Origin of the sequence: Lysinibacillus sp. AR18-8 (genome assembly GCF_001705465.1) — a bacterium.
Lineage (GTDB): Bacteria > Bacillota > Bacilli > Bacillales_A > Planococcaceae > Lysinibacillus > Lysinibacillus capsici.
Window position 1 is genome coordinate 40,073 of sequence record NZ_MDGU01000026.1, and the last position, 19,896, is coordinate 59,968.

The 19,896-nt window shown below is 38.5% G+C and carries 18 protein-coding genes and 1 riboswitch; of the genes, 5 read left to right on the forward strand and 13 right to left on the reverse strand.

From position 1 onward, the window contains the following. The first annotated feature begins 212 nt into the window (after positions 1-212). Together mnmL and mnmM are read left to right on the forward strand one after the other, a co-directional pair. Positions 213-1,169, forward strand: a complete 957-nt coding sequence (gene mnmL / locus BFM98_RS18095) for a tRNA modification radical SAM protein MnmL/YtqA (protein WP_048391094.1) — start codon at positions 213-215, stop codon at positions 1,167-1,169. Further along, positions 1,166-1,744, forward strand: coding sequence for a tRNA 5-(aminomethyl)-2-thiouridylate-methyltransferase MnmM (gene mnmM, locus BFM98_RS18100; RefSeq protein ID WP_066038094.1), 579 nt, complete (start codon positions 1,166-1,168; stop codon positions 1,742-1,744). Before mnmL ends, mnmM begins: the two co-directional genes overlap by 4 nt. A gap of 60 nt (positions 1,745-1,804) precedes the next feature. Here the strand turns inward: mnmM and BFM98_RS18105 are convergent, their stop codons facing one another. Together BFM98_RS18105 and BFM98_RS18110 are read right to left on the reverse strand one after the other, a co-directional pair. Next, positions 1,805-3,313: an alanine/glycine:cation symporter family protein gene (locus tag BFM98_RS18105; RefSeq protein ID WP_048391090.1), complete on the reverse strand. Its 1,509-nt coding sequence runs from the start codon at positions 3,311-3,313 to the stop codon at positions 1,805-1,807. Positions 3,314-3,439: 126 nt separating this feature from the next. Further along, a complete protein-coding gene (locus BFM98_RS18110) occupies positions 3,440-4,246 on the reverse strand; it encodes an alpha/beta hydrolase (RefSeq protein ID WP_054549914.1) in 807 nt (268 codons plus the stop codon). A 133-nt stretch (positions 4,247-4,379) separates the two neighbouring features. On the opposite strand from BFM98_RS18110, the gene BFM98_RS18115 reads away from it, so the two are divergent. After that, complete coding sequence (locus tag BFM98_RS18115; RefSeq protein WP_066038095.1) at positions 4,380-4,892, forward strand: gamma carbonic anhydrase; 513 nt, start codon at positions 4,380-4,382, stop codon at positions 4,890-4,892. A 179-nt stretch (positions 4,893-5,071) separates the two neighbouring features. Here BFM98_RS18115 and metK read toward each other — a convergent pair whose 3' ends face one another. After that, positions 5,072-6,268 carry a methionine adenosyltransferase gene (gene metK, locus BFM98_RS18120; protein ID WP_066038096.1) on the reverse strand — a complete coding sequence of 399 codons (1,197 nt, stop codon included), beginning with the start codon at positions 6,266-6,268 and terminating at the stop codon, positions 5,072-5,074. A 258-nt stretch (positions 6,269-6,526) separates the two neighbouring features. Next, positions 6,527-6,645: riboswitch (SAM riboswitch) on the reverse strand. A 389-nt stretch (positions 6,646-7,034) separates the two neighbouring features. Here metK and pckA point away from each other — a divergent pair. Next, entirely contained in the window at positions 7,035-8,621 is a 1,587-nt protein-coding gene (gene pckA, locus BFM98_RS18125) for a phosphoenolpyruvate carboxykinase (ATP) (protein ID WP_066038097.1), read from the forward strand. 65 nt (positions 8,622-8,686) lie between these two features. Here pckA and BFM98_RS18130 read toward each other — a convergent pair whose 3' ends face one another. The 10 genes from BFM98_RS18130 to BFM98_RS18175 form a co-directional block, all read right to left on the reverse strand. Then, positions 8,687-9,463 carry an alpha/beta hydrolase family protein gene (locus tag BFM98_RS18130; protein WP_066038098.1) on the reverse strand — a complete coding sequence of 259 codons (777 nt, stop codon included), beginning with the start codon at positions 9,461-9,463 and terminating at the stop codon, positions 8,687-8,689. Further along, entirely contained in the window at positions 9,447-9,914 is a 468-nt protein-coding gene (locus BFM98_RS18135) for an NUDIX domain-containing protein (RefSeq protein ID WP_066038099.1), read from the reverse strand. The genes BFM98_RS18130 and BFM98_RS18135 overlap by 17 nt, the downstream gene beginning before the upstream one ends. 202 nt (positions 9,915-10,116) lie before the next feature. Then, positions 10,117-11,040, reverse strand: coding sequence for an aminopeptidase (locus BFM98_RS18140; protein WP_048391078.1), 924 nt, complete (start codon positions 11,038-11,040; stop codon positions 10,117-10,119). Positions 11,041-11,051: 11 nt separating this feature from the next. After that, the gene (locus BFM98_RS18145) at positions 11,052-11,813 is read right to left on the reverse strand and encodes an IclR family transcriptional regulator (RefSeq protein WP_004225962.1); all 762 of its coding nucleotides are present in this window, start codon (positions 11,811-11,813) and stop codon (positions 11,052-11,054) included. Between the two features lie 134 nt (positions 11,814-11,947). Next, the gene (locus tag BFM98_RS18150; protein WP_048391075.1) at positions 11,948-13,216 is read right to left on the reverse strand and encodes a M20 family metallopeptidase; all 1,269 of its coding nucleotides are present in this window, start codon (positions 13,214-13,216) and stop codon (positions 11,948-11,950) included. Next, on the reverse strand, positions 13,209-14,162 hold the full coding sequence (locus BFM98_RS18155) for a DUF1177 domain-containing protein (protein ID WP_066038100.1): 954 nt from the start codon (positions 14,160-14,162) through the stop codon (positions 13,209-13,211). The genes BFM98_RS18150 and BFM98_RS18155 overlap by 8 nt, the downstream gene beginning before the upstream one ends. Before the next feature lie 44 nt (positions 14,163-14,206). Continuing rightward, positions 14,207-15,214: an ABC transporter ATP-binding protein gene (locus BFM98_RS18160; protein WP_066038101.1), complete on the reverse strand. Its 1,008-nt coding sequence runs from the start codon at positions 15,212-15,214 to the stop codon at positions 14,207-14,209. Beyond that, on the reverse strand, positions 15,198-16,220 hold the full coding sequence (locus BFM98_RS18165; protein ID WP_066038102.1) for an ABC transporter ATP-binding protein: 1,023 nt from the start codon (positions 16,218-16,220) through the stop codon (positions 15,198-15,200). The genes BFM98_RS18160 and BFM98_RS18165 overlap by 17 nt, the downstream gene beginning before the upstream one ends. 17 nt (positions 16,221-16,237) lie before the next feature. After that, positions 16,238-17,104 carry an ABC transporter permease gene (locus BFM98_RS18170; protein ID WP_004225950.1) on the reverse strand — a complete coding sequence of 289 codons (867 nt, stop codon included), beginning with the start codon at positions 17,102-17,104 and terminating at the stop codon, positions 16,238-16,240. A 2-nt stretch (positions 17,105-17,106) separates the two neighbouring features. Beyond that, a complete protein-coding gene (locus BFM98_RS18175; protein WP_004225947.1) occupies positions 17,107-18,069 on the reverse strand; it encodes an ABC transporter permease in 963 nt (320 codons plus the stop codon). 219 nt (positions 18,070-18,288) lie between these two features. Here BFM98_RS18175 and BFM98_RS18180 point away from each other — a divergent pair, with 219 nt between their 5' ends. Then, positions 18,289-19,890 (forward strand): ABC transporter substrate-binding protein, encoded by a 1,602-nt coding sequence (locus BFM98_RS18180; RefSeq protein ID WP_066038103.1) that lies wholly within the window; start codon positions 18,289-18,291, stop codon positions 19,888-19,890. Positions 19,891-19,896 lie beyond the last annotated feature (6 nt).

Consider the following 19,896-nt stretch of genomic DNA (forward strand, 5'->3'; position numbering starts at 1 on the left):
TTATTTCGCTTCTCTAAATAGTTAGTGTATGCTGAAATACTTAAAAGTACAAGGAAAATAATTTTACCTTTTTTACAAGACTTCTATCCTATTTTCAATCGTATTTAGTTTTGTTCCTTTCCATTTTTCTTTATCCAAATCATGATATTACCCTTACCCCATGACGGAACGAAATGCACATGATAGAATAGAGCGTTAGAGGAGTGAAATAAATGACAGAGACGAATTTTCCTTTTCCTTCAGAGGGGAAAAGATACTATACATGGAATCGCTATTTACGTGACCAATTTGGTCATAAAGTATTTAAAGTGGCATTAGATGCAGGATTTGATTGCCCTAACCGTGACGGCACAGTTGCTTTCGGTGGCTGTACATTTTGCAGTGCTGCAGGTTCTGGTGATTTTGCTGGTAATAAGGTAGATCCAATTGATGTTCAATTTGCTGAAATCCGAGACAAAATGCACCAGAAATGGAAGGATGGCAAATACATGGCCTATTTCCAAGCCTACACAAATACACATGCCCCTTTACCAGTTTTAAAAGAAAAATTTGAAGCCGCTTTAGCGCAAGAAGGTGTAGTAGGTCTTTCTATTGCTACTCGTCCTGACTGTTTACCCGATGATGTTGTCGAATATTTAGCAGAGCTAAATGAGCGGACGTATTTATGGATTGAGCTCGGTCTACAAACGGTGCATGAGAAAACGGCTAATCTTATTAATCGTGCCCATGATTATGCAACGTATGTGGAAGGCGTTGAAAAATTGCGTAAGCATGGCATTCGTGTTTGCTCACATATCATTAACGGATTGCCTCTCGAAGACTATGACATGATGATGGAAACGGCACGAGCAGTTGCACAATTAGATGTCCAAGGCATTAAAATCCACTTACTTCATCTATTAAAAGGAACGCCTATGGTGAAGCAATATGAAAAAGGTATGCTAGAGTTTTTAGATCAAGATGTGTATACAAAACTAGTAGCAGACCAATTAGAAATTTTACCACCAGAGATGGTCATTCATCGTATTACAGGTGATGGACCGATTGATTTAATGATTGGACCCATGTGGAGTGTTAATAAATGGGAAGTACTGAATGGCATTGATGCTGAGCTTGAACGTCGTGGTAGTTGGCAAGGGAAGTTGTATAAGGCAGAGGTTATGAAATGATACTACAACGCGTTTTACAATATGCCCAGCAGTTATTAAAAGATAATATAAAAGAGGGAGATACAGTTGTTGATGCAACTGCTGGAAACGGCCATGACACATTGTTTCTGGCACAGCTTGTTGGGGATGAAGGGCAAGTTTATGCCTTTGATGTCCAAAAAGAGGCGGTTGACGCGACACTCCTCCGACTTTTAGATCATGGTTTAGAACATCGAGCACTCGTTTTAAATAAAGGGCATGAAGAAGTTACACAGTTTGTACACAAGCCAGTAACTGCGGCAATCTTCAATCTCGGCTATTTACCTGGTAGCAACCATGATATTATTACAAGACCTAATACAACAATCCAAGCCATTGAGAATATATTCAAGCTCTTAAAAGTGGGCGGTTTGATTGTTCTTGTTATTTATCATGGTCATCCAGGTGGAAAAGAAGAGCGTGATAAGGTCATTGATTATGTAAGCCAACTGCCACAAAAATATGTTCATGTCTTAAAATACGCATTTCTGAATCAACAAAATGATCCACCCTTCGTCATTGCATTAGAGAAAATGAAAGAATATCCTATTCAATGATTACATGCTAAAAGGCGATCAGTAGTTTCTATCAAACTAGCTGATCGCCTTGCTCTTTATCTACTTGTTATTGCGTTTTTCATTATAGTCAACCCAGAAATCTGCACCTTTAATTCCTAGTTTACGAGGATCAAAGACTGGGTCTTTTCCTTCTTTTTTCTGTTTCTCGTAATCTTTTAATGCGACAATAGCTGGTTTCATGATAATTAAAATAGCTATAACGTTAATCCAAACCATCAAACCAAGACCTACATCTCCCATTGCCCATGCTAGACCAGACGTACGGATTGTACCATAAAAGGCTGCAACTAAAATGGCAATTTTCGCAATCCAAATGAATACCTTTTCTGTGCTACCTCTAAATAAGTAAGCGACATTTGTCTCTGCAATATAGTAGTAAGCCATGATTGTTGTAAAGGCAAAGAAGAATAACGCAATGGCTACAAATGGAGCACCAAAGCCAGGTAATGATGAGTCAACTGCATATTGTGTATACGCAGCTCCTGCTTCAATACTTTTCGCAAAAGTCATTTGCTCATCGCCTGCTAATCCACCACTATTAAATTCTCCAATATGGATAAATGGATCTGCTCCCTCAGCTGCCTTTTCATCTTGTACATTGTACATACCTGTAAATAAAATCATAAATGCCGTAGCAGAACAAATTAATAATGTATCAATATAAACAGACGCCGCTTGTACAATTCCTTGCTTAGCAGGATGTGATACTTCCGCAGCTGCCGCAGGGTGAGCACCAGTTCCTTGACCAGCCTCATTAGAGTAAATTCCACGTTTAACACCCCATGCAATCGCTGAACCAATAATGCCTCCAAAAATTTCTTGAGCCCCAAATGCACTAGAAAAAATTAATCCGATAACCGTTGGTACTTGTGAAATATTCATAAAAATAATGATAATGGCCATAATGATATAGGCTAATGCCATAAACGGTACAATAATCTGGGCAGCATTTGCGATTGATTTAACACCCCCGATGATAATAGCACCTAATAAAACAACAATAATAAGTCCTGTGATCCATGTTTCCAAACCGAAAGCGTTTTCAACAGCACCTGCGATGGCATTCGACTGCACACCAGGCATCAAAATTAACATTGCTATTAAAGCCGCCACAGCAAAAATAACTGCAAACCATTTTTGGCCCATTCCTTTTTCTATGTAAAAGGCTGGTCCACCACGATATTCTGTATCTTTCTCTTCTTTATAGATTTGAGCTAATGTTGACTCTACATACGCGGTAGCCGCACCTATGAAAGCGATTGCCCACATCCAAAAGACAGCACCAGGTCCTCCCATTCCAATCGCTGTCGCAGTACCAGCAATATTACCTGTACCTACACGTCCTGATAATGCGATAGACATTGCTTGGAATGAAGATATTCCCTTTTCTGACTTCTCCCCTTTAAACATTAAAACAAACATATCTTTAATGTGCCTTACTTGTAGGAACCTTGTAATAATTGAGAAAAATAACCCAATTAATAAGATGCCATAAATAAACCATGGTCCCCATAAAATACCATTCAACTTCTCTACAATTACATCCATTTTACCCCTCCAATTTGAATTACCTTACTTTAAGTCATTATAGTATTACACTTTTCTGAAAATTACAATATTATTTTTAAGTAACAATATTTAAGTAAGTAACCTAGTAAATGGAAGGGTATAAACCTATTTAATTATATAACCAATTCTTCGAAGAGCATTATTAATAAAATCTCGTATATACATAAAAATCTCTTCGCGCTCTCCCTCATGAAATAAATTATGATAACAATTTGCCCATTCTTTAAACTGAAATTCCGTGAATTCCTGTTGATGAAGCCAATTTCGAGTTTGGCGAGTGTCCGTAATTTTATCCTTCTCAGCTGTCATAATTAGCATAGGCATATTAGGCATTTCACCTTTAGGCAGCATCACTAAATTTTTCATCATCTGCTGAAGTTCTCGATACCATTTCACAGAAACAACAGACATGAGGGGTACATCATCTTTCATTTCTTCTCTGCCTTCAACACTACGCGTTAATTTCTCTAATGTAATATCATGTGTCAACTTAACATTGGCTGTTAACGCACTTAGACTTGTTAAAGCATTTGTTAATTTACCTGGTAATAGCTTTAGTTGCAACCAAGGTGATGTTAAAATAATGCCTGCACATTCATATTGTCTCTTTTGCAGTGTATGGAGGATTAATGTTGCACCTAGTCCATGCCCTATTACAAAGGTTGGTAAATTATATGAAAAAGCATTTTCAATCAGGTTTCTTGTATACTTATTGTACAATTTGAAGTCTTCATCATGGACTCGAGCAAACCTTGCATTACCTCCATGATTCGGTAAATCTCCCATGACTATGTGGAAGCCTTCTAATCTTAATTTCTCTATCAGCCATGCATACCAACGGTGATTTTCATAAGCACCATGAAGAATAGCAATCACAGCTTTTGCTTGTCCATCAGCTTCCCATTTCCACATTACATAGTCCTCCTAAAAAATGATTACACTTTGATTATATCGAAATAAATAGCACATTTTAATTTTATATTTCCATAAAGTTGCGTATTTGATACGATAATACTACATTATAGAAAGAAAAGAGGCGATTTTCATGATTTATCCATTTAAAGATAAAACGCCAAAGATCGATCCGTCTGTTTTCATTGCTGATTACGCAACTGTTACGGGCGACGTAATAATTGGCGCCGAAACAACTATTTGGTTTAATACGGTTATTCGTGGTGATGTTTCCCCAACGATTATTGGTAAACGTGTCAGTATCCAGGATCTTTGCTGCTTACACCAAAGCCCAAAATATCCGCTCATTATTGAAGATGAGGTAACAGTTGGACACCAAGTCACTTTACATAGTTGTACAATTCGCAAAAATGCCTTAATTGGTATGGGATCCATTATTTTAGACGGAGCTGAGATTGGAGAAGGTGCATTTATTGGAGCTGGAAGCCTAGTACCTCCTGGTAAAGTCATTCCTCCAAATAGTTTAGCATTAGGTCGTCCAGCAAAAGTTGTCCGAGAATTAAATGCTGAAGATAAAGAGGATATGGAACGCATCGTACGAGAATACGCAGAAAAAGGTCAATATTATAAATCACTTCAGAAATAAATAACCTACACAAAAAATCAATACTAACGAAAAAATCCCTCGCGTTTTCGTGTACCGAATATGTTCACGAATCCTAGCGAGGTATTTTTGTAAAAAAAACAAAAGGAGCAATGTTGCCCCTTTGCTTATTAATACATCAGAATAATTTTCTAATGACTTCATTACTTTAGTTCAATAGTTTATAAACGTGCTTTTTCTCGTAGCGCATCTGCTTTATCAATTTGCTCCCACGGTACATTTAAATCTGTACGACCAAAATGTCCATACGCAGCAGTTTGTTTATAAATTGGACGACGAAGATCAAGCATTTTAATGATACCTGCTGGGCGTAAATCGAATAGCTCGCGTACCCATTCAACGATCTCGCTTTCTTTCACTCTACCTGTGCCAAATGTATCGACAGCAATGGAAACAGGCTGAGCAACGCCAATCGCATAGGCAAGTTGCACTTCAGCACGCTCTGCTAAGCCAGCTGCTACGATGTTTTTCGCTACATAACGTGCTGCATATGCCGCCGAACGGTCTACCTTGGTAGCATCCTTACCTGAGAAGGCACCACCACCGTGACGTGCATAACCACCGTATGTATCAACAATGATTTTACGTCCTGTTAATCCAGCATCACCTTTTGGCCCACCAATTACAAAACGGCCAGTTGGATTGATGAAGTATTTCGTATTAGCATCTAATAATTCACTCGGTACAACTGGTGCAATAACAAATTCTTTTAAATCTGCTTGAATTTGTTCAAGTGTTGCTTCTTCATCATGCTGTGTTGAAATAACAATTGTATCCACGCGAACCGGTACATTATTGTCATCATATTCAATCGTTACTTGCGTTTTACCATCAGGACGTAAATAGGCAAGTTCACCTGATTTACGTACTTCTGTTAAACGGCGTGCTAATTTGTGTGCCAAGCTAATTGGTAATGGCATTAGCTCTGGTGTTTCATTACATGCATAGCCAAACATTAAGCCTTGGTCACCAGCACCAATTGCTTCAATATCAGCATCTGTCATAGAGCCTTCACGTGACTCTAATGCCTGATCAACACCTTGAGCAATATCAGGTGATTGTTCACCAATTGCCACAAGCACCGCTAAGTTCTCAGCATCAAAGCCATATTTACCTCGTGTATAGCCAATTTCAGCTACAGTGTCACGAACAATACCTTTAATATCCACATAAGTAGAAGTAGTAATTTCTCCTGCTACTAATACTAATCCTGTTGTTACAGTTGTTTCACACGCTACACGTGCATTTGGATCTTCTGCTAAAATAGCATCTAAAATGGCATCCGAGATTTGGTCACAAATCTTATCTGGATGTCCTTCTGTTACACTCTCTGATGTAAACAGTCGACGGTTTGTCATTTGGTTTTCCTCCTAAATACTCTTACAATAAGTAGTTGTGTATGAATACGGTACTCATTACCCATGTCAAGTCCGCTCCTAAGGATTGAACTCTCAAGCCGTTACTGCTGCTTTTAACACGAGGATTTCGAAAGATCCGTCATTATAATAAGGAAAGAACTACATATACTTACCTTTATATTGATTTTTAACAATAAAAAAATCCTTTTCTCACGTTACTTTACATGAGGAAAGGAATAATGACTGCGTAACCTTTCACTCTTATCGTTCAAGGGATGTTCCCTTGCATCAGGTTGGCACCAACGCATGTCGTGAAATAGTTCATGCAGGTTGCCGGGTTTCACAGGGCCTGACCCTCCACCAGCTCGGGATAAGAGTATCCGTTCAATCTCATGTTACTGAAAAGGTCGAACATTGTCAAATATTTTCTTATGTATTACTGTATAGAAAGGAAAGAACTTATTACACAAAAACTTTTCATACTTGGATGATGATGTAAATAGAAGCAAATTAATCCCTACAACATACCTAGCTACTTGTGGTAACATATGTGTGGCTCAATTTTCGTGCCTAATTACAGTAGGATTGATGGTATTCTACTCGAAAAACATTATTTTTTGTCAGTTTATTGAAAAGTGGTAAAAACTCTAAAATAATTTCTTAATTAGTATAGATTATTTAAGCAATTGTGTTATACTATTTTTGAAATTAAGAAAAAATCCCTCTAAATCAAGGGAATACTATAAAAAAGGATGGTATTTAATCGATGAATTCAGTAGAAATTGCAAACGAACTGAAGGAATTATTAAACGGCGGTAACATTAATGTTCAACTTTCAGTACCACAATTAGCAGAAAAAGCTACATCTCGTGGTGAAGCAATGTTAACAGTAGATGGCGCAGTTCGTGCAGAAACTGGCAAATACACTGGTCGTTCACCTAAAGATAAATATACGGTAGAAGAAGAAAGCACAAAAGATCAAATTGACTGGGGTAAAGTCAACCAACCGATTTCTTCTGAAGTGTTCGATAACCTATATGTAAAAGTAATAAAATATTTAAAAGAACGTGACGAGTTATTCGTATTCAAAGGCTTTGCAGGTGCTGACAAAGACTCACAATTAAGCATTCAAGTTATCAATGAATACGCATGGCACAATCTTTTTGCTCATCAATTATTTATCCGTCCAACAGCAGATGAATTAGCTTCTCATGTTGCCGACTTCACTGTCATCTCAGCTCCTAACTTTAAAGCAGATCCTGCGGTTGATGGTACTGCTTCTGAAACATTCATCATCGTATCACTTGAAAAGAAAATTATTTTAATTGGTGGTACAGAATATGCTGGTGAAATGAAAAAATCTATCTTTGGTATCATGAACTACTTATTACCACAACAAGGTATTCTTTCAATGCACTGCTCAGCAAACGTTGGTGAAGCTGGCGATGTAGCGTTATTCTTCGGTCTATCTGGTACTGGTAAAACGACGTTATCAGCTGATCCTGATCGTAAGCTAATCGGTGACGATGAACACGGTTGGTCTGATAATGGTGTATTCAACATTGAGGGTGGTTGCTATGCAAAAACAATCAACCTTTCTGCTGAAAAAGAACCAGAAATCTACAATGCAATCCGCTTCGGCTCTGTATTAGAAAACGTAGCTGTTGATCCAGAAACTCGTATTTGTGACTATGATGATGGTTCACTAACAGAAAATACACGTGTAGCTTATCCAATCCAATACATTGAAAATATCGTTGATCCTTCTGTTGCAGGTCATCCAAAAACAATCATCTTCCTAACAGCTGATGCATTTGGCGTGTTACCTCCAATCAGTAAATTAACAAAAGAACAAGCGATGTATCACTTCCTAAGCGGGTTCACTTCTAAACTTGCTGGAACTGAACGTGGTGTGACTGAGCCAGAACCAGTATTCTCTACTTGCTTCGGGTCTCCATTCCTTCCACTTCCTGCAACAGTATACGCAGAAATGTTAGGACAAAAAATTGACGAGCACGGTGCACAGGTATACTTAGTAAACACTGGTTGGACTGGTGGCGAATATGGCACAGGTAGCCGTATGAAACTTTCTTACACACGTACAATGGTCCGTGCAGCAATCGATGGTAAATTAGCAGATGTTGAAACAACACAAGATGCTGTGTTTGGTTTACACATTCCAACAGCGGTTGAAGGTGTACCTTCAGAAGTGTTAAATCCTCGTGAAGCTTGGGCAGATAAAGCTGCATACGATGCAAAAGCTGCTGAGCTTGCAGGCTTATTCAACGAAAACTTCAAGAAATTCTCGAACGTTTCTGAAGCCATCACTACACTTGGTGGTCCATTAAAATAACTTCTATATAAAAGACAAAGGGAACAATTTATTCGTTCCCTTTGTCTTTTTGTTTTCTCTATGCTTTATTGTTGTTTCATCCACTTGCAAAGAGCACGGACAGTTTCACGATTTTTTGCTGGTGGATATTGATGTGCATAGTTAAGATCATACCAAGTTTCGAATGATTTATTTGCTTCCTCTAAAAAAAATGCCAATTGTCTGGCATGTTCAATATCCACATTTTCATCACGATAGCCATGAATGATAAGAACGGGAGCTGTTATACGCTCTATCTCAAAAAGTGGTGTTCTTGCATCATACGCTTCTGGTACACGATTAGGTGTTCCTCCAATAACGCGCTTCATCATTCTGCGCATATCTGTACGTTCCCAATAAGTGGCCGTTGCATCAGAAACACCTGCCCATGTTACAATAGAAGTAATATCCCTTCTTAAAATAGCTGTCCACAGAGCCATAATACCACCTCGTGAAAAACCAAAAACATGGATATTGTCATTGCAGAATTGTTTGAGTACATCTACGGCATAGACCGCATCGTAACGGTCTGCCCCTGCAAACTCGTCACGCCCCTCTCCCCCACGATTCCCACGATAATATGGGGCAAATACGATAAAGCCCTGCGCCGCAAATTGTGCAATACGAGAGGGTCTTACCATCCCTATGCTTTGCATGCCGCCTCTTAAATATAAAAAGCCATCATATGTACCTTCAGTCTTTGGCTCTGCTAATAGTCCTTTTATACGTAAGCCCTGTGAAAGATAGGTTATTTCCGTTAAACGGATAGCTGGATTTGGTGAAGGATAGGGGCGTTTTTCGATAATATCACCATTGTGTGTCACGATGTTTCAGCTCCTCCAGCATTTTCTTCATCCCCTCATCCTTCATGTGAAAACTCAAGTTAGGATGCTGAGCAAATTCTTCATCAGTTAACCAAAGCATGCCTGACGTTTCTAAATCAAATTCTATATCCTCTTGCGCCAAAAATTGTGCAGTGAAAACGGATTTACAAAAAACGATTTCATCATACACTGCATACTCTGCAAACCATTGAAGATTTTTCACATGAACACCCGTCTCTTCAAAAACTTCTCGAATCGCCGCCTCCTCTAAGGTTTCCCCTTCTTCTAATTTCCCTCCTGGCACTTCTACACCACGTCGTTTATGGACAGTACATAACCATTTATTTTCATGCTTTAAAAGGACAAGGACGTGTTGAGGTTCTACTTTAAATTCGCCTCTTGTAAAACTCAAATCTACTTGTAGGCCATGTAAATCTGTAAATGTTAACATCTCTTCAACCTCACGTTCTTTCTTGTTGCAAAACAAAAGTTACTTTCTTTATCATTACTTCTATTTTATGGACGGAATTTAATCATCATTCCTATTCCTATCTATATTAACTATATTGTAAACCTACAATGACAAGCAACCCTAAGCTACAGTCTTGTAAAGCATGAAAAAAAGCGTGCTTCATAGGAAGACACGCTTTTCTTTAGATTACTTGCTGACCGTCAAAATAGACGATAGGACTTTTCACAACACAATCAATATGAACATCTGACGCATTGGCTCCACCAAATGGCGCATTACTGCCAAAAGCGATATGGATGGTCCCATACACCTTCTCATCCTCTAATACATTGCCACATAGGATAGCACTTTTATTGGCTCCGATGCCAAACTCTGCAATGACTCTACCATTGCCTTCACCAAGTAATGCCAGTAGTCGTGGACCATCAGGACCGATTGCTTCTTCTAAGCGACCATTCTTTATTTTTAATAATAATGGCTCCTTTAAAACACCAATATTAGCAATAGAGCCATCTACTAAAATCTCTCCATTCGCAGATGTTTCTATTGGTGCAATATACGATTCTCCTGAAGGAATATTCCCGTACTCACCAGGTTGACGAATAACCCCTGTAGAACGAATTCCGAAACGGCCGTCTACACTAAACGTCAGCTCATGACCATCCTTGACAATACGAATATCTTTTGTCGTATTAAGTAAAAGGACATATTTTTCTACCGTAGCTTCGATCTCCTGTGCATCTGCATGAAGGGCACCTTGCTCCAGCATCTCCAATGTTACCCCTGGCATTGTTGCTACACGTCCACCCTTTTCACAGGCATGTTTACGAGCCAGTGTATGTGTTAGTGAGTGGGAGGTAATGCACAGTGTAACATCGGCATTTGCCATAAGCTCAGAAACTGCATGGATTGGCTCCTGCCCAGATTTCTCTAACAGGGGCATCACCATGAACATTGTATTTGCAGTAATTGACAGTCCAGCTTCATAAAAAATTTTTGCGATGTCTTGTTTGTGGCTATCTGTCAAAATTAATAGTGACTCAGAAGATTGAACATTTAAATTGCCTTTTAAAACATTTAGTGCAATATCATGTAAATGATGCATAATAGGGCTCCTTAATTAAAATTCAAATGATATCTACGAATAATTCCTTCTATTTCATTTCTAGCTTCCGTTAAAGGTCCCAAAAAATCAGGAACACGTTGCTCTGTAAAACGATAAATTGGTCCAGAAACGGTAATAGACGCTACGACCTGTTCCTCACTATTAAATATAGGCATAGCTAGCGCCAATACATCGACCGAATACTCACTGTTACTAAGTGCATAGCCACATGTTCTAATTTTTTCTAGCTCTGCCCTTATTTCTGTGGCATCTGTCATCGTATTATTTGTATAAGCTGTTAATGGTTCATCTATTACCTTTGCAATTTGCTCTTCATTTAAAAAAGCAAGCATTGAACGGTAAGATGCTCCTACATACAGTGGCGATCTACTTCCTCTTGAAACTGTAAACTTCACCTTATTTACAGGCTCTGCTTTCAGTAATGTTAACGCTTCCAGTCCATTCAGTACGGTAAAAATAGCTGTTTCACCAGTGACATCCTTTAATTTCTCAAGAACTGGCATACATAGCTGATCTATGTTTAATGAATCATACATATTCATACCTATTTCCCATAATGCAATACCAAGAGAATATTTTTTTGTTATAGGATCTTTTGTTATAAACCCATTATTTTCGAAGGTTTCAAGAATGCGATATAAATTTGTATGATTCATGTTCATCGCCAGTGCTAACTCTCGACCACCCCATGTGGGCTTTTCCTTTGTAAACATTTTTAAAACCGCAATTGATAAATTTAATGTCTTTAGCATATCTCTCATCCTTCTGAACTATTTATCTGTACAAACGGCTGCAAATCTCTCTCTTAAGGGGGAAATAATCGACAGATTTAGCAGCCGTCAGCACCTGATATCACTTTATCAAAAGTAAGAGAGTAGCTAATCTCTTACTTTTGATATAGGAAATCAACAGCAGCAGTTATATAAACTTTTGCACAGCGTACGATATCCTCAACACGCACTTTTTCATTATAACCATGAATACTTGGTAAATAAGCTGGGCCGTATTGCAATACAGGAATATCATATTGTCTGAAATGACGAGCGTCACTGCTTGCCCATTGCATGACACCATATGCCTCTTGCCCTGTAACATATGATATATTTTCCACTATCGATTGGCATACAGGATTTTCAGCAGGCGTATAATTGGCTACGCTTTTAAAGCCAAAACGTTGGATTGAATAATCGATAGCCAAGCCATCTAGTTTAGTTGTCAAGATTTCTGTTACTTCTTCTTGTGTAATACCAAATGGTAAACGACAATCGACCTGGACCTTACAGTAATCTGGGATTACGTTTGACTTCGTACCTCCCTCAATTGTACCAATATTTACAGTAATTTTCTCTAAAACTTCTTGATATTTCAAGCGATCTTTCTCCACTTCACGCATGTATTTTTTTGATACCTCGATAAGTGGCTGTACCTCTTCAGGAATTGTGATTTCTACATCCCATAGTGTACGAATCTCTTGTATAGCTCGGATTGCATCAACAATGGCATTTCGTCCAGCCAATGGTGATAGGCTTCCATGACCAGGTTCCCCACGCACCTCTAATTCAAACCAGTAAGAGCCCTTTTGTCCAATAGTTGGGTTTAAAGGTGAAGAGGGCTCAGCGATTAAACAACCATCTCCCTGCACATAGCCTCGCTCTAACAGCCAAGGAACACCAAATTCACCGCCAGTTTCTTCATCTGGTACGATCGCCAAAGTTAATTTCCCTGGTAGTTCAATGTTCAGTTTCTTTAATAACTTTGTTGCAAAAATAATACCTGCTAAACCGGCTTTCATATCACTCGCCCCACGTCCAAGCATCCAGCCATCCTTCACTTCTCCTGAAAACGGATCAAAATCCCATTTTGATAGATCACCGACAGGAACAACATCGGTATGGCCACAATAAACGAGTTCTTTTCCTTCCCCATTTCCAATAGAAGCTACTAAATTAAACATTTTATCAGCAGCTTCATATTTTTGATAAGTAATGCCTACATCATTTAAATAGTTTTCGATAAAAGCTGTTATTTCAGTCGTATCCCCTGGAGGATTGACACTTGGAATTTGAATGAGCTTTGAACAAAACGCTATCAATTCATCTTGATGATTTTCAACTGCCTCTACTAATTGAGCTTTAAGTGCTTGTAAATCATTCATGTGTGTGTACCTCCTTTCCTTTCGTTTGTAGATGACTCATGCTACCATATAAGCCTTTCATATGTGTAAATTGTGTTTCATCAAAGAAAGAGCATTTATTAGCACCGTAAGTTTTTGCTACCTCTAACACAAATCGCACAACATTTTCTACATCTGTGACATGGGTTGCACCTGTTGCACAGCCTGCCACAACAGATTCAGTTGTAATCGCTACACCTACAACAGGGCTAGATGTTGCAACTGCTGGTTGTAAAATACTATTGATATGGAATAAACCATTACCATAGGGTGTAATGTCTTGCATCGTGATTGGCAGGACAACTGGAGAAATGCCAGCAGATTGTGTATATACGTGCAATAAATCATCACTAATTTTTAATATGTAACCTTCTTTGACAGTTGGCGTTATCGCAAATCCTTTATGGTTACATACTTGATTGCCTTTTGTTGTATCAATTGATAGAATAGCATCCATTGTATCTTCTACTTCATTTTCGTTCATGACACTAATATCCACTGGCGAGTTCATAAATGGCACTGGCTCATGTGGTAAGGTTGGAGCTGTTGGACAAATATGTGTGGAGAATATAACGTCACCCTCTAATTGATCACCCTTTAAGGCCATATCAATAGCTTTTGCTGCTCCTGCCAGACATGCCAGTGCGCCGTCTCCATCTGATACAAAGCCTGTCATTTCAGGGCGTGCTCCGATACCACCTAATCGTCCAATAATTCCTAATGTAGGTGCATTTCCGCCAGAGGATTTGCCATTCTTTCCTTTAACGAGGACGCGAACAAAATCTGTTGAGCCGCTTTCGCCTTGAATAGTTTTTACCTTGACATCTGCTGTGGAATCAATATTGTGTAAATACTTCTTAATCGTGTCTCCGTTTACATAAATACTATCCATTACCTCGTATAATTCAATAACATGCTTCAATGACATAATCAGTCCGCTCCTTTTTCTGCTTCAATAAATTTTATCTTTCGTTAAATTGATGATACTTCTTGCTGTATCGACTTATATAAATGACACGATACTTGATGTGTAGCTGATACTGTATCAAGTGTCGGTTGGACCTCTGCACATTTTTCTGTAGCAAAACGACAACGCTTATGGAATGCACAGCCACTCGGGGGATTAACCGGGCTTGGAACATCGCCAGATAAAATAATACGGTCCTTTTTATCAAAAGGATTTTCCTTAGGTATGGCCGATAACAAGGCTTGTGTGTAAGGATGCTGAGGGTTCTTATAAATTTCCTTGTATGTGCCAATTTCTACTATTTTCCCTAAATACATGACAGCAATACGATCACACATGTAGTTCACCACATTCAAATCATGTGAAATAAAAATATAGGTTAAACCGAATTCTTTCTGTAAATCTTTTAATAGATTGATAACCTGAGCCTGTACAGAGACATCTAATGCGGAAACAGGTTCATCACACACCACAATATCTGGATTCAGTGCAAGAGCCCGAGCAATATTTATACGTTGTCTTTGTCCACCAGAAAATTCATGTGGATGGCGCTTTGCATGGTATGCACTTAATCCGACTGTTTCAAGTAATTCAACCACTCGCTTTTTACGGGATGCCTCATCACCAATCCCATGGATCACTAATGGCTCAGCAATAAGATATTCAATCGTTTTACGAGGATCGAGTGATGCATAAGGATTTTGGAAAACCATTTGGATGGATTTTCGAGCAGAGCGGATATCTTTTGAATTTAAGCTTGCTAAATCCGTTCCCTTAAATTCAACTATTCCCTCTGTTGGTGAAATTAGCTGGTTGATTAAACGGGCAACCGTTGATTTACCACACCCCGACTCTCCCACAATCCCCAGTGTCTCACCTTTATATAACTCAAAACTTACACCATCTACCGCCTTCACAAATTGTGTTGGTTTTTTAAAAGGAATTGAACTTTTAATGGGAAAATGCTTTTTTAAATTACTTACCTTTAAGACAAGTTCATTGTACTGTTGCATTAAAAATCCCCTCCTTCCTAGGGACAATTTGATCTTTTGCTTGTAAATGGCAGGCTACAAAATGGTTGTCCTGTACTTCCACTAAATCAGGCACAGTACTACGACAAATATCTGTCGCTAAAGGACATCGTGCTGAGAAGTGACAGCCACTATGTGGCATTGTTAAATCTGGTGGACTACCAGGAATAGCCGGCAGCCTTTGTTGCTCTTGTGTCCCCATTGTAATTTGAGACTCTAATAATCCCCACGTATAGGGATGTAAAGGTTTTTCATAGAGCTGTTTTGTTGTAGTAGACTCTACTGTACGACCTGCATACATAACATTTACTTTGTCACATAGCTCCCAAACTACACCTAAATCGTGCGTAATCATAATGATGGCTGTATCATGTTCTTGTTGTAATTTTTTCATTAAATCAAGAATTTGAGCTTGTACAGTTACATCTAGTGCAGTTGTTGGCTCATCAGCAATGAGTAGTTTCGGGTTACAAGCTAGGGCAATAGCAATCATGACACGCTGACGCATTCCACCTGAAAATTCGTGAGGATACATTTTTAATCGTTTCTCTGGCTCAGGAATCCCAACCATTTTTAACATATCGACGGCTTTGATAGCGGCATCTTTCTTCGATATTGTTTCATGTGCTTGGATGACTTCAATGATTTGATTGCCCACTGTTAAGACAGGATTCAAACTTGTAATTGGATCTTGGAAAATCATTGAGATGTCATTGCCTCGCACATTGCGCATTTCCCTTTCAGAAATTTCGATTAAATCGCGGCCATTAAATAGAATTTTTCCATTCGTTATTTTTCCTGGCGGAGATGGAATTAAACGCATGAGAGCAGTGGCTGTAACACTTTTTCCTGATCCTGACTCTCCCACAATACCTAGTGTTTCCTTCTTATTTAATTGTAAATTTACTCCATTAACAGCTTTCATTGTAGAGCCGCCACTTTTAAATTCTACTGTTAAGTTTTCTACATCTAGTAAACGTTCAGTCATGACTCCACCCCCTTCCATTAAACTTTCATTTTCGGATCTAATGCATCGCGTAATCCATCCCCTAATAGGTTAATTCCAAGAACTGTTAATAAAATACAAATGCCTGAAAATGTCGCCATTTGGGGATTTAATACTAAAAAGTCTTTGCCATCTTTTAAAATACTGCCCCATGAAGCTGTCGGTGGTTGAACGCCTAATCCTAAAAAGCTAAGGGCAGCTTCTGAAATAATAGCGCCAGCTGTACTCATCGTTCCATAGACAATTAAAGGGGCTAAACAGTTCGGTAATATATGGCTAAAAATGATCCTCGTATGTGTAGCACCTAAAGAATGCGTTACTTCAACGAATTCTTCCTCTTTTACACTTAACACCTGTCCTCGAACAAGTCGTGCGAAACCTGGAATATTAGCAATACCAATCGCAACAATAACATTGACAAGTCCTTGCCCTAATACCGTCATTAATGTAATAGCTAGTAATATAAATGGGAATGCGAAAAGACCATCCATTGTGCGCATAATAATGGAATCAATGCGTCCACCAAAATACCCTGCCACTAAGCCTAGCAGTGTGCCAAACACAGCACCAAATAGCACCGCCGCAATCCCAACAATCATTGAGATTCGTGTACCGTAAACTAAGCGACTAAACAGATCACGACCATAGTTATCTGTTCCTAATAAATGTCCTTCTGTATTCATCGGTAAAAACGATTTACCGACAATCATTTCATTCGGTGGATGGGTAGCAATCAATGGGGCAAAAATAGCAACAATACCCATTAAAGTGACAATGATTAACCCAATTGTCGCTAATTTATTTTTTAGCAACTTGCGCAATAACGTATTTCTTTTTTTCGTTTCTTGGACGATTGCTTGAGTCATTGTTATTTTTTCCCCCCATCCGATTCTAAATTGACCTTAGGATTGACCACTTTATAAAGTACATCGACTACTAAGTTAACAAGCACAAAGATAAACGCAATGAAAATAACAGTACCTTGAACGACTACAAAGTCACGTTTATCAATGGCATCTACAATTAATCGACCCATCCCAGGCCAACTAAAAATTGTTTCTGTTAAAACCGCTCCGCCCAGTAAATTAGAAATTTGCATTCCTAACACGGTTAAAATCGGTGTTAGCGCATTCTTAAATGCATGTTTACCAATTACTAAATATTCTTTAATACCTTTAGAACGAGCTGTTTTAATATAATCTTGCGAAATAACCTCTAACATACTTGAACGGGTAATCCGTGCAAATGTCGCCATTGGAATCGTTGCTAAAGCAAATGCTGGCAAAATTAAATGCTTCAAATAGGTCCACAGGCCATCGCTGATATTCCCCATCCCAGTTGCTGGGAACCAACCAAGGTTAACACTAAAGAATAAGACAAGCATGATGCCCAACCAGAAAATTGGCATAGATACACCAACTAATGACACAAGCATTACAACATAATCAATGATGGTATTTTGCTTTCTCGCTGCAAATATTCCTGCTGGGATGCCAATCACGACTGCTATTAACAGCGCTGCCAATGCCAATATCACTGTATTAGGGAACCTTTCGAGAATAAGTCCGATGACAGACTCACTATAAGAATAGGAATATCCTAAATTTAACTGTGCTAGATCTCCTACATATGAAATAAATTGCGAAGGCATGGATTTATTTAATCCTAGCTCTTCTCTTAAATTCTCTACATCTTCTACACTCGCTTGTGGTCCAAGCATGACTGAAGCCGGGTCACCAGGAATCATTCGCGTAATAATAAAGACGATAATTCCTACTACTAGCAGTGTCGGGATGAGGTTAACTAATCTTTTTAAAATAAATGAGCCCATCTTAGCAAGACCTCCTTTTCATTATTAGAATCAGTGGTTCATATTGTGAATAACCACATAGTACACCACTTAATAATTGTTTGTAAATATATTTTTTTCTGAATCTTTGTAATTTTATATTTACTTTCTATTTACAAGTGTGCTAATTTTAATCTCGAACCTACCATTTTTGAATCAACGGTTCATATTGTGAAACAAAAACTAAGGAGGCTAGTGCATATGAAGAAATTAAACGTAAGAAAGTCTTTACTACTACTCTTTTTAACTTTACTAATTGGTGTTTTAGCTGCTTGTGGTGGAAACACTGAGAAAAGTACTACAACGGATGAAAAAGAGGGAGAAGCTACTTCTGGAGGCACATTAAATATTGGTTTGTCAGCCAATGCAAAAACATTTGATCCTATCAAATATACAGGGGTTTATGAATCACAGGTGATGCGCCAAATGGGTGATACGTTAGTTGTTTATAACAAAGATCTATCTGATATCATCCCTTCGTTAGCAACTGAATGGAATGTATCAGAGGATATGTTAGTCTACACATTCAAATTACGCGAAGGTGTTAAATTCCAAAAAGGTCAGTATCAGGATGGCCGTGAAATGACAGCTGAAGATGTGAAATACTCTTTAGAACGCTCTGCTAAAGAATCTGCTATGAATCGTTTAAGTGGTGTAACAGAAGTGAAAGTGTTATCGGATTATGAAGTAGAGATTCACTTAGCTACACCAAATGCTGCCCTACTTGCTATGCTAACGGATGCAGGGAATATTATTATTCCAAAAGAAGAAGTTGAAGGATGGGGCGATAATTTTTCTGAACACTTTGTTGGTACAGGTCCATTCCAACTAACAGAATGGAAAAAAGACCAAGAAGTAAAATTAGTTCGTCACGATAATTACTGGGGCGATAAGCCAAATGTCGATAACTTAACAATGAAGTTTATCTCCGATCAAAATATGATGACAAACGCATTACGTTCTGGTGATATTGATATTGCCATGGACGTTAAAGGTCAAAACCGAGAAATCATCAACCAAGATAGTAACCTTGAGCTTTTAACAAATCCAGGTCTATCGATTGTTTATCTTGATCTTAATAACAAAGTAGGTCCAACTGCTGACAAACGCGTTCGTGAAGCGATTTATATGGCAACAAATGTAGAGGAAATTATTTCTGGCGTTAACCAATGGGGTGGCGGCGATGTTTCTTATTTACCATTACCACCTGGTTCATGGGGATATGATAAATCGTTAGTTGATATGGTACCAAAATATAATCCAGAAGAAGCAAAAAAATTACTAGCAGAGGCTGGTTACGCTGATGGCTTCAAGACAGAGATTTTCGTATCAGAAGCACGTGTTCCTTACGCAACGATTTTCCAAAGTCAGTTAAAGAAGAACTTAAATATTGATGTGGAAATAAAAGTGCTTGAATGGGGTACTTATAGTGATACTGTGGCAAAGGGTAATGCGCCAATGAATATTGGTGGCTGGACTTGGTACCCAGATCCTTATTTCTTCCTTTATCAATTATTCCACACGAATCAAATTGGTGCGTTAGGAAATGGTAAAGGCTACAGCAATCCAGAAGTGGATAAATTATTAGAACGCGCCGTATCAGAAACAGTAGTGCAAGAAGAACGTGCAAAATTATACCAAGAAGCATTAAAGCTGATTTTAGCGGATGTTCCACGTATTGAATTAGAGGCAACACAAACGGTTGCAGGTGTAAACAAAAAAGTACAGGGCTTTGAGGTTTCTGCTGATAACTCCGTACAAATAGTGCATCCAAATGGTACAAACGTATCCATTACTAAATAATTAAAC

What these genes read in the sequence shown, in the direction of transcription:
- mnmL (WP_048391094.1), top strand. Translation starts at nt 213, where the DNA reads ATGACAGAGACGAATTTTCCTTTTCCTTCAGAGGGGAAAAGATACTAT.
- mnmM (WP_066038094.1), top strand. Translation starts at nt 1,166, where the DNA reads ATGATACTACAACGCGTTTTACAATATGCCCAGCAGTTATTAAAAGAT.
- BFM98_RS18105 (WP_048391090.1), bottom strand. Translation starts at nt 3,313, where the DNA reads ATGGATGTAATTGTAGAGAAGTTGAATGGTATTTTATGGGGACCATGG.
- BFM98_RS18110 (WP_054549914.1), bottom strand. Translation starts at nt 4,246, where the DNA reads ATGTGGAAATGGGAAGCTGATGGACAAGCAAAAGCTGTGATTGCTATT.
- BFM98_RS18115 (WP_066038095.1), top strand. Translation starts at nt 4,380, where the DNA reads ATGATTTATCCATTTAAAGATAAAACGCCAAAGATCGATCCGTCTGTT.
- metK (WP_066038096.1), bottom strand. Translation starts at nt 6,268, where the DNA reads ATGACAAACCGTCGACTGTTTACATCAGAGAGTGTAACAGAAGGACAT.
- pckA (WP_066038097.1), top strand. Translation starts at nt 7,035, where the DNA reads ATGAATTCAGTAGAAATTGCAAACGAACTGAAGGAATTATTAAACGGC.
- BFM98_RS18135 (WP_066038099.1), bottom strand. Translation starts at nt 9,914, where the DNA reads ATGTTAACATTTACAGATTTACATGGCCTACAAGTAGATTTGAGTTTT.
- BFM98_RS18140 (WP_048391078.1), bottom strand. Translation starts at nt 11,040, where the DNA reads ATGCATCATTTACATGATATTGCACTAAATGTTTTAAAAGGCAATTTA.
- BFM98_RS18145 (WP_004225962.1), bottom strand. Translation starts at nt 11,813, where the DNA reads ATGCTAAAGACATTAAATTTATCAATTGCGGTTTTAAAAATGTTTACA.
- BFM98_RS18150 (WP_048391075.1), bottom strand. Translation starts at nt 13,216, where the DNA reads ATGAATGATTTACAAGCACTTAAAGCTCAATTAGTAGAGGCAGTTGAA.
- BFM98_RS18155 (WP_066038100.1), bottom strand. Translation starts at nt 14,162, where the DNA reads ATGTCATTGAAGCATGTTATTGAATTATACGAGGTAATGGATAGTATT.
- BFM98_RS18160 (WP_066038101.1), bottom strand. Translation starts at nt 15,214, where the DNA reads ATGCAACAGTACAATGAACTTGTCTTAAAGGTAAGTAATTTAAAAAAG.
- BFM98_RS18165 (WP_066038102.1), bottom strand. Translation starts at nt 16,220, where the DNA reads ATGACTGAACGTTTACTAGATGTAGAAAACTTAACAGTAGAATTTAAA.
- BFM98_RS18170 (WP_004225950.1), bottom strand. Translation starts at nt 17,104, where the DNA reads ATGACTCAAGCAATCGTCCAAGAAACGAAAAAAAGAAATACGTTATTG.
- BFM98_RS18175 (WP_004225947.1), bottom strand. Translation starts at nt 18,069, where the DNA reads ATGGGCTCATTTATTTTAAAAAGATTAGTTAACCTCATCCCGACACTG.
- BFM98_RS18180 (WP_066038103.1), top strand. Translation starts at nt 18,289, where the DNA reads ATGAAGAAATTAAACGTAAGAAAGTCTTTACTACTACTCTTTTTAACT.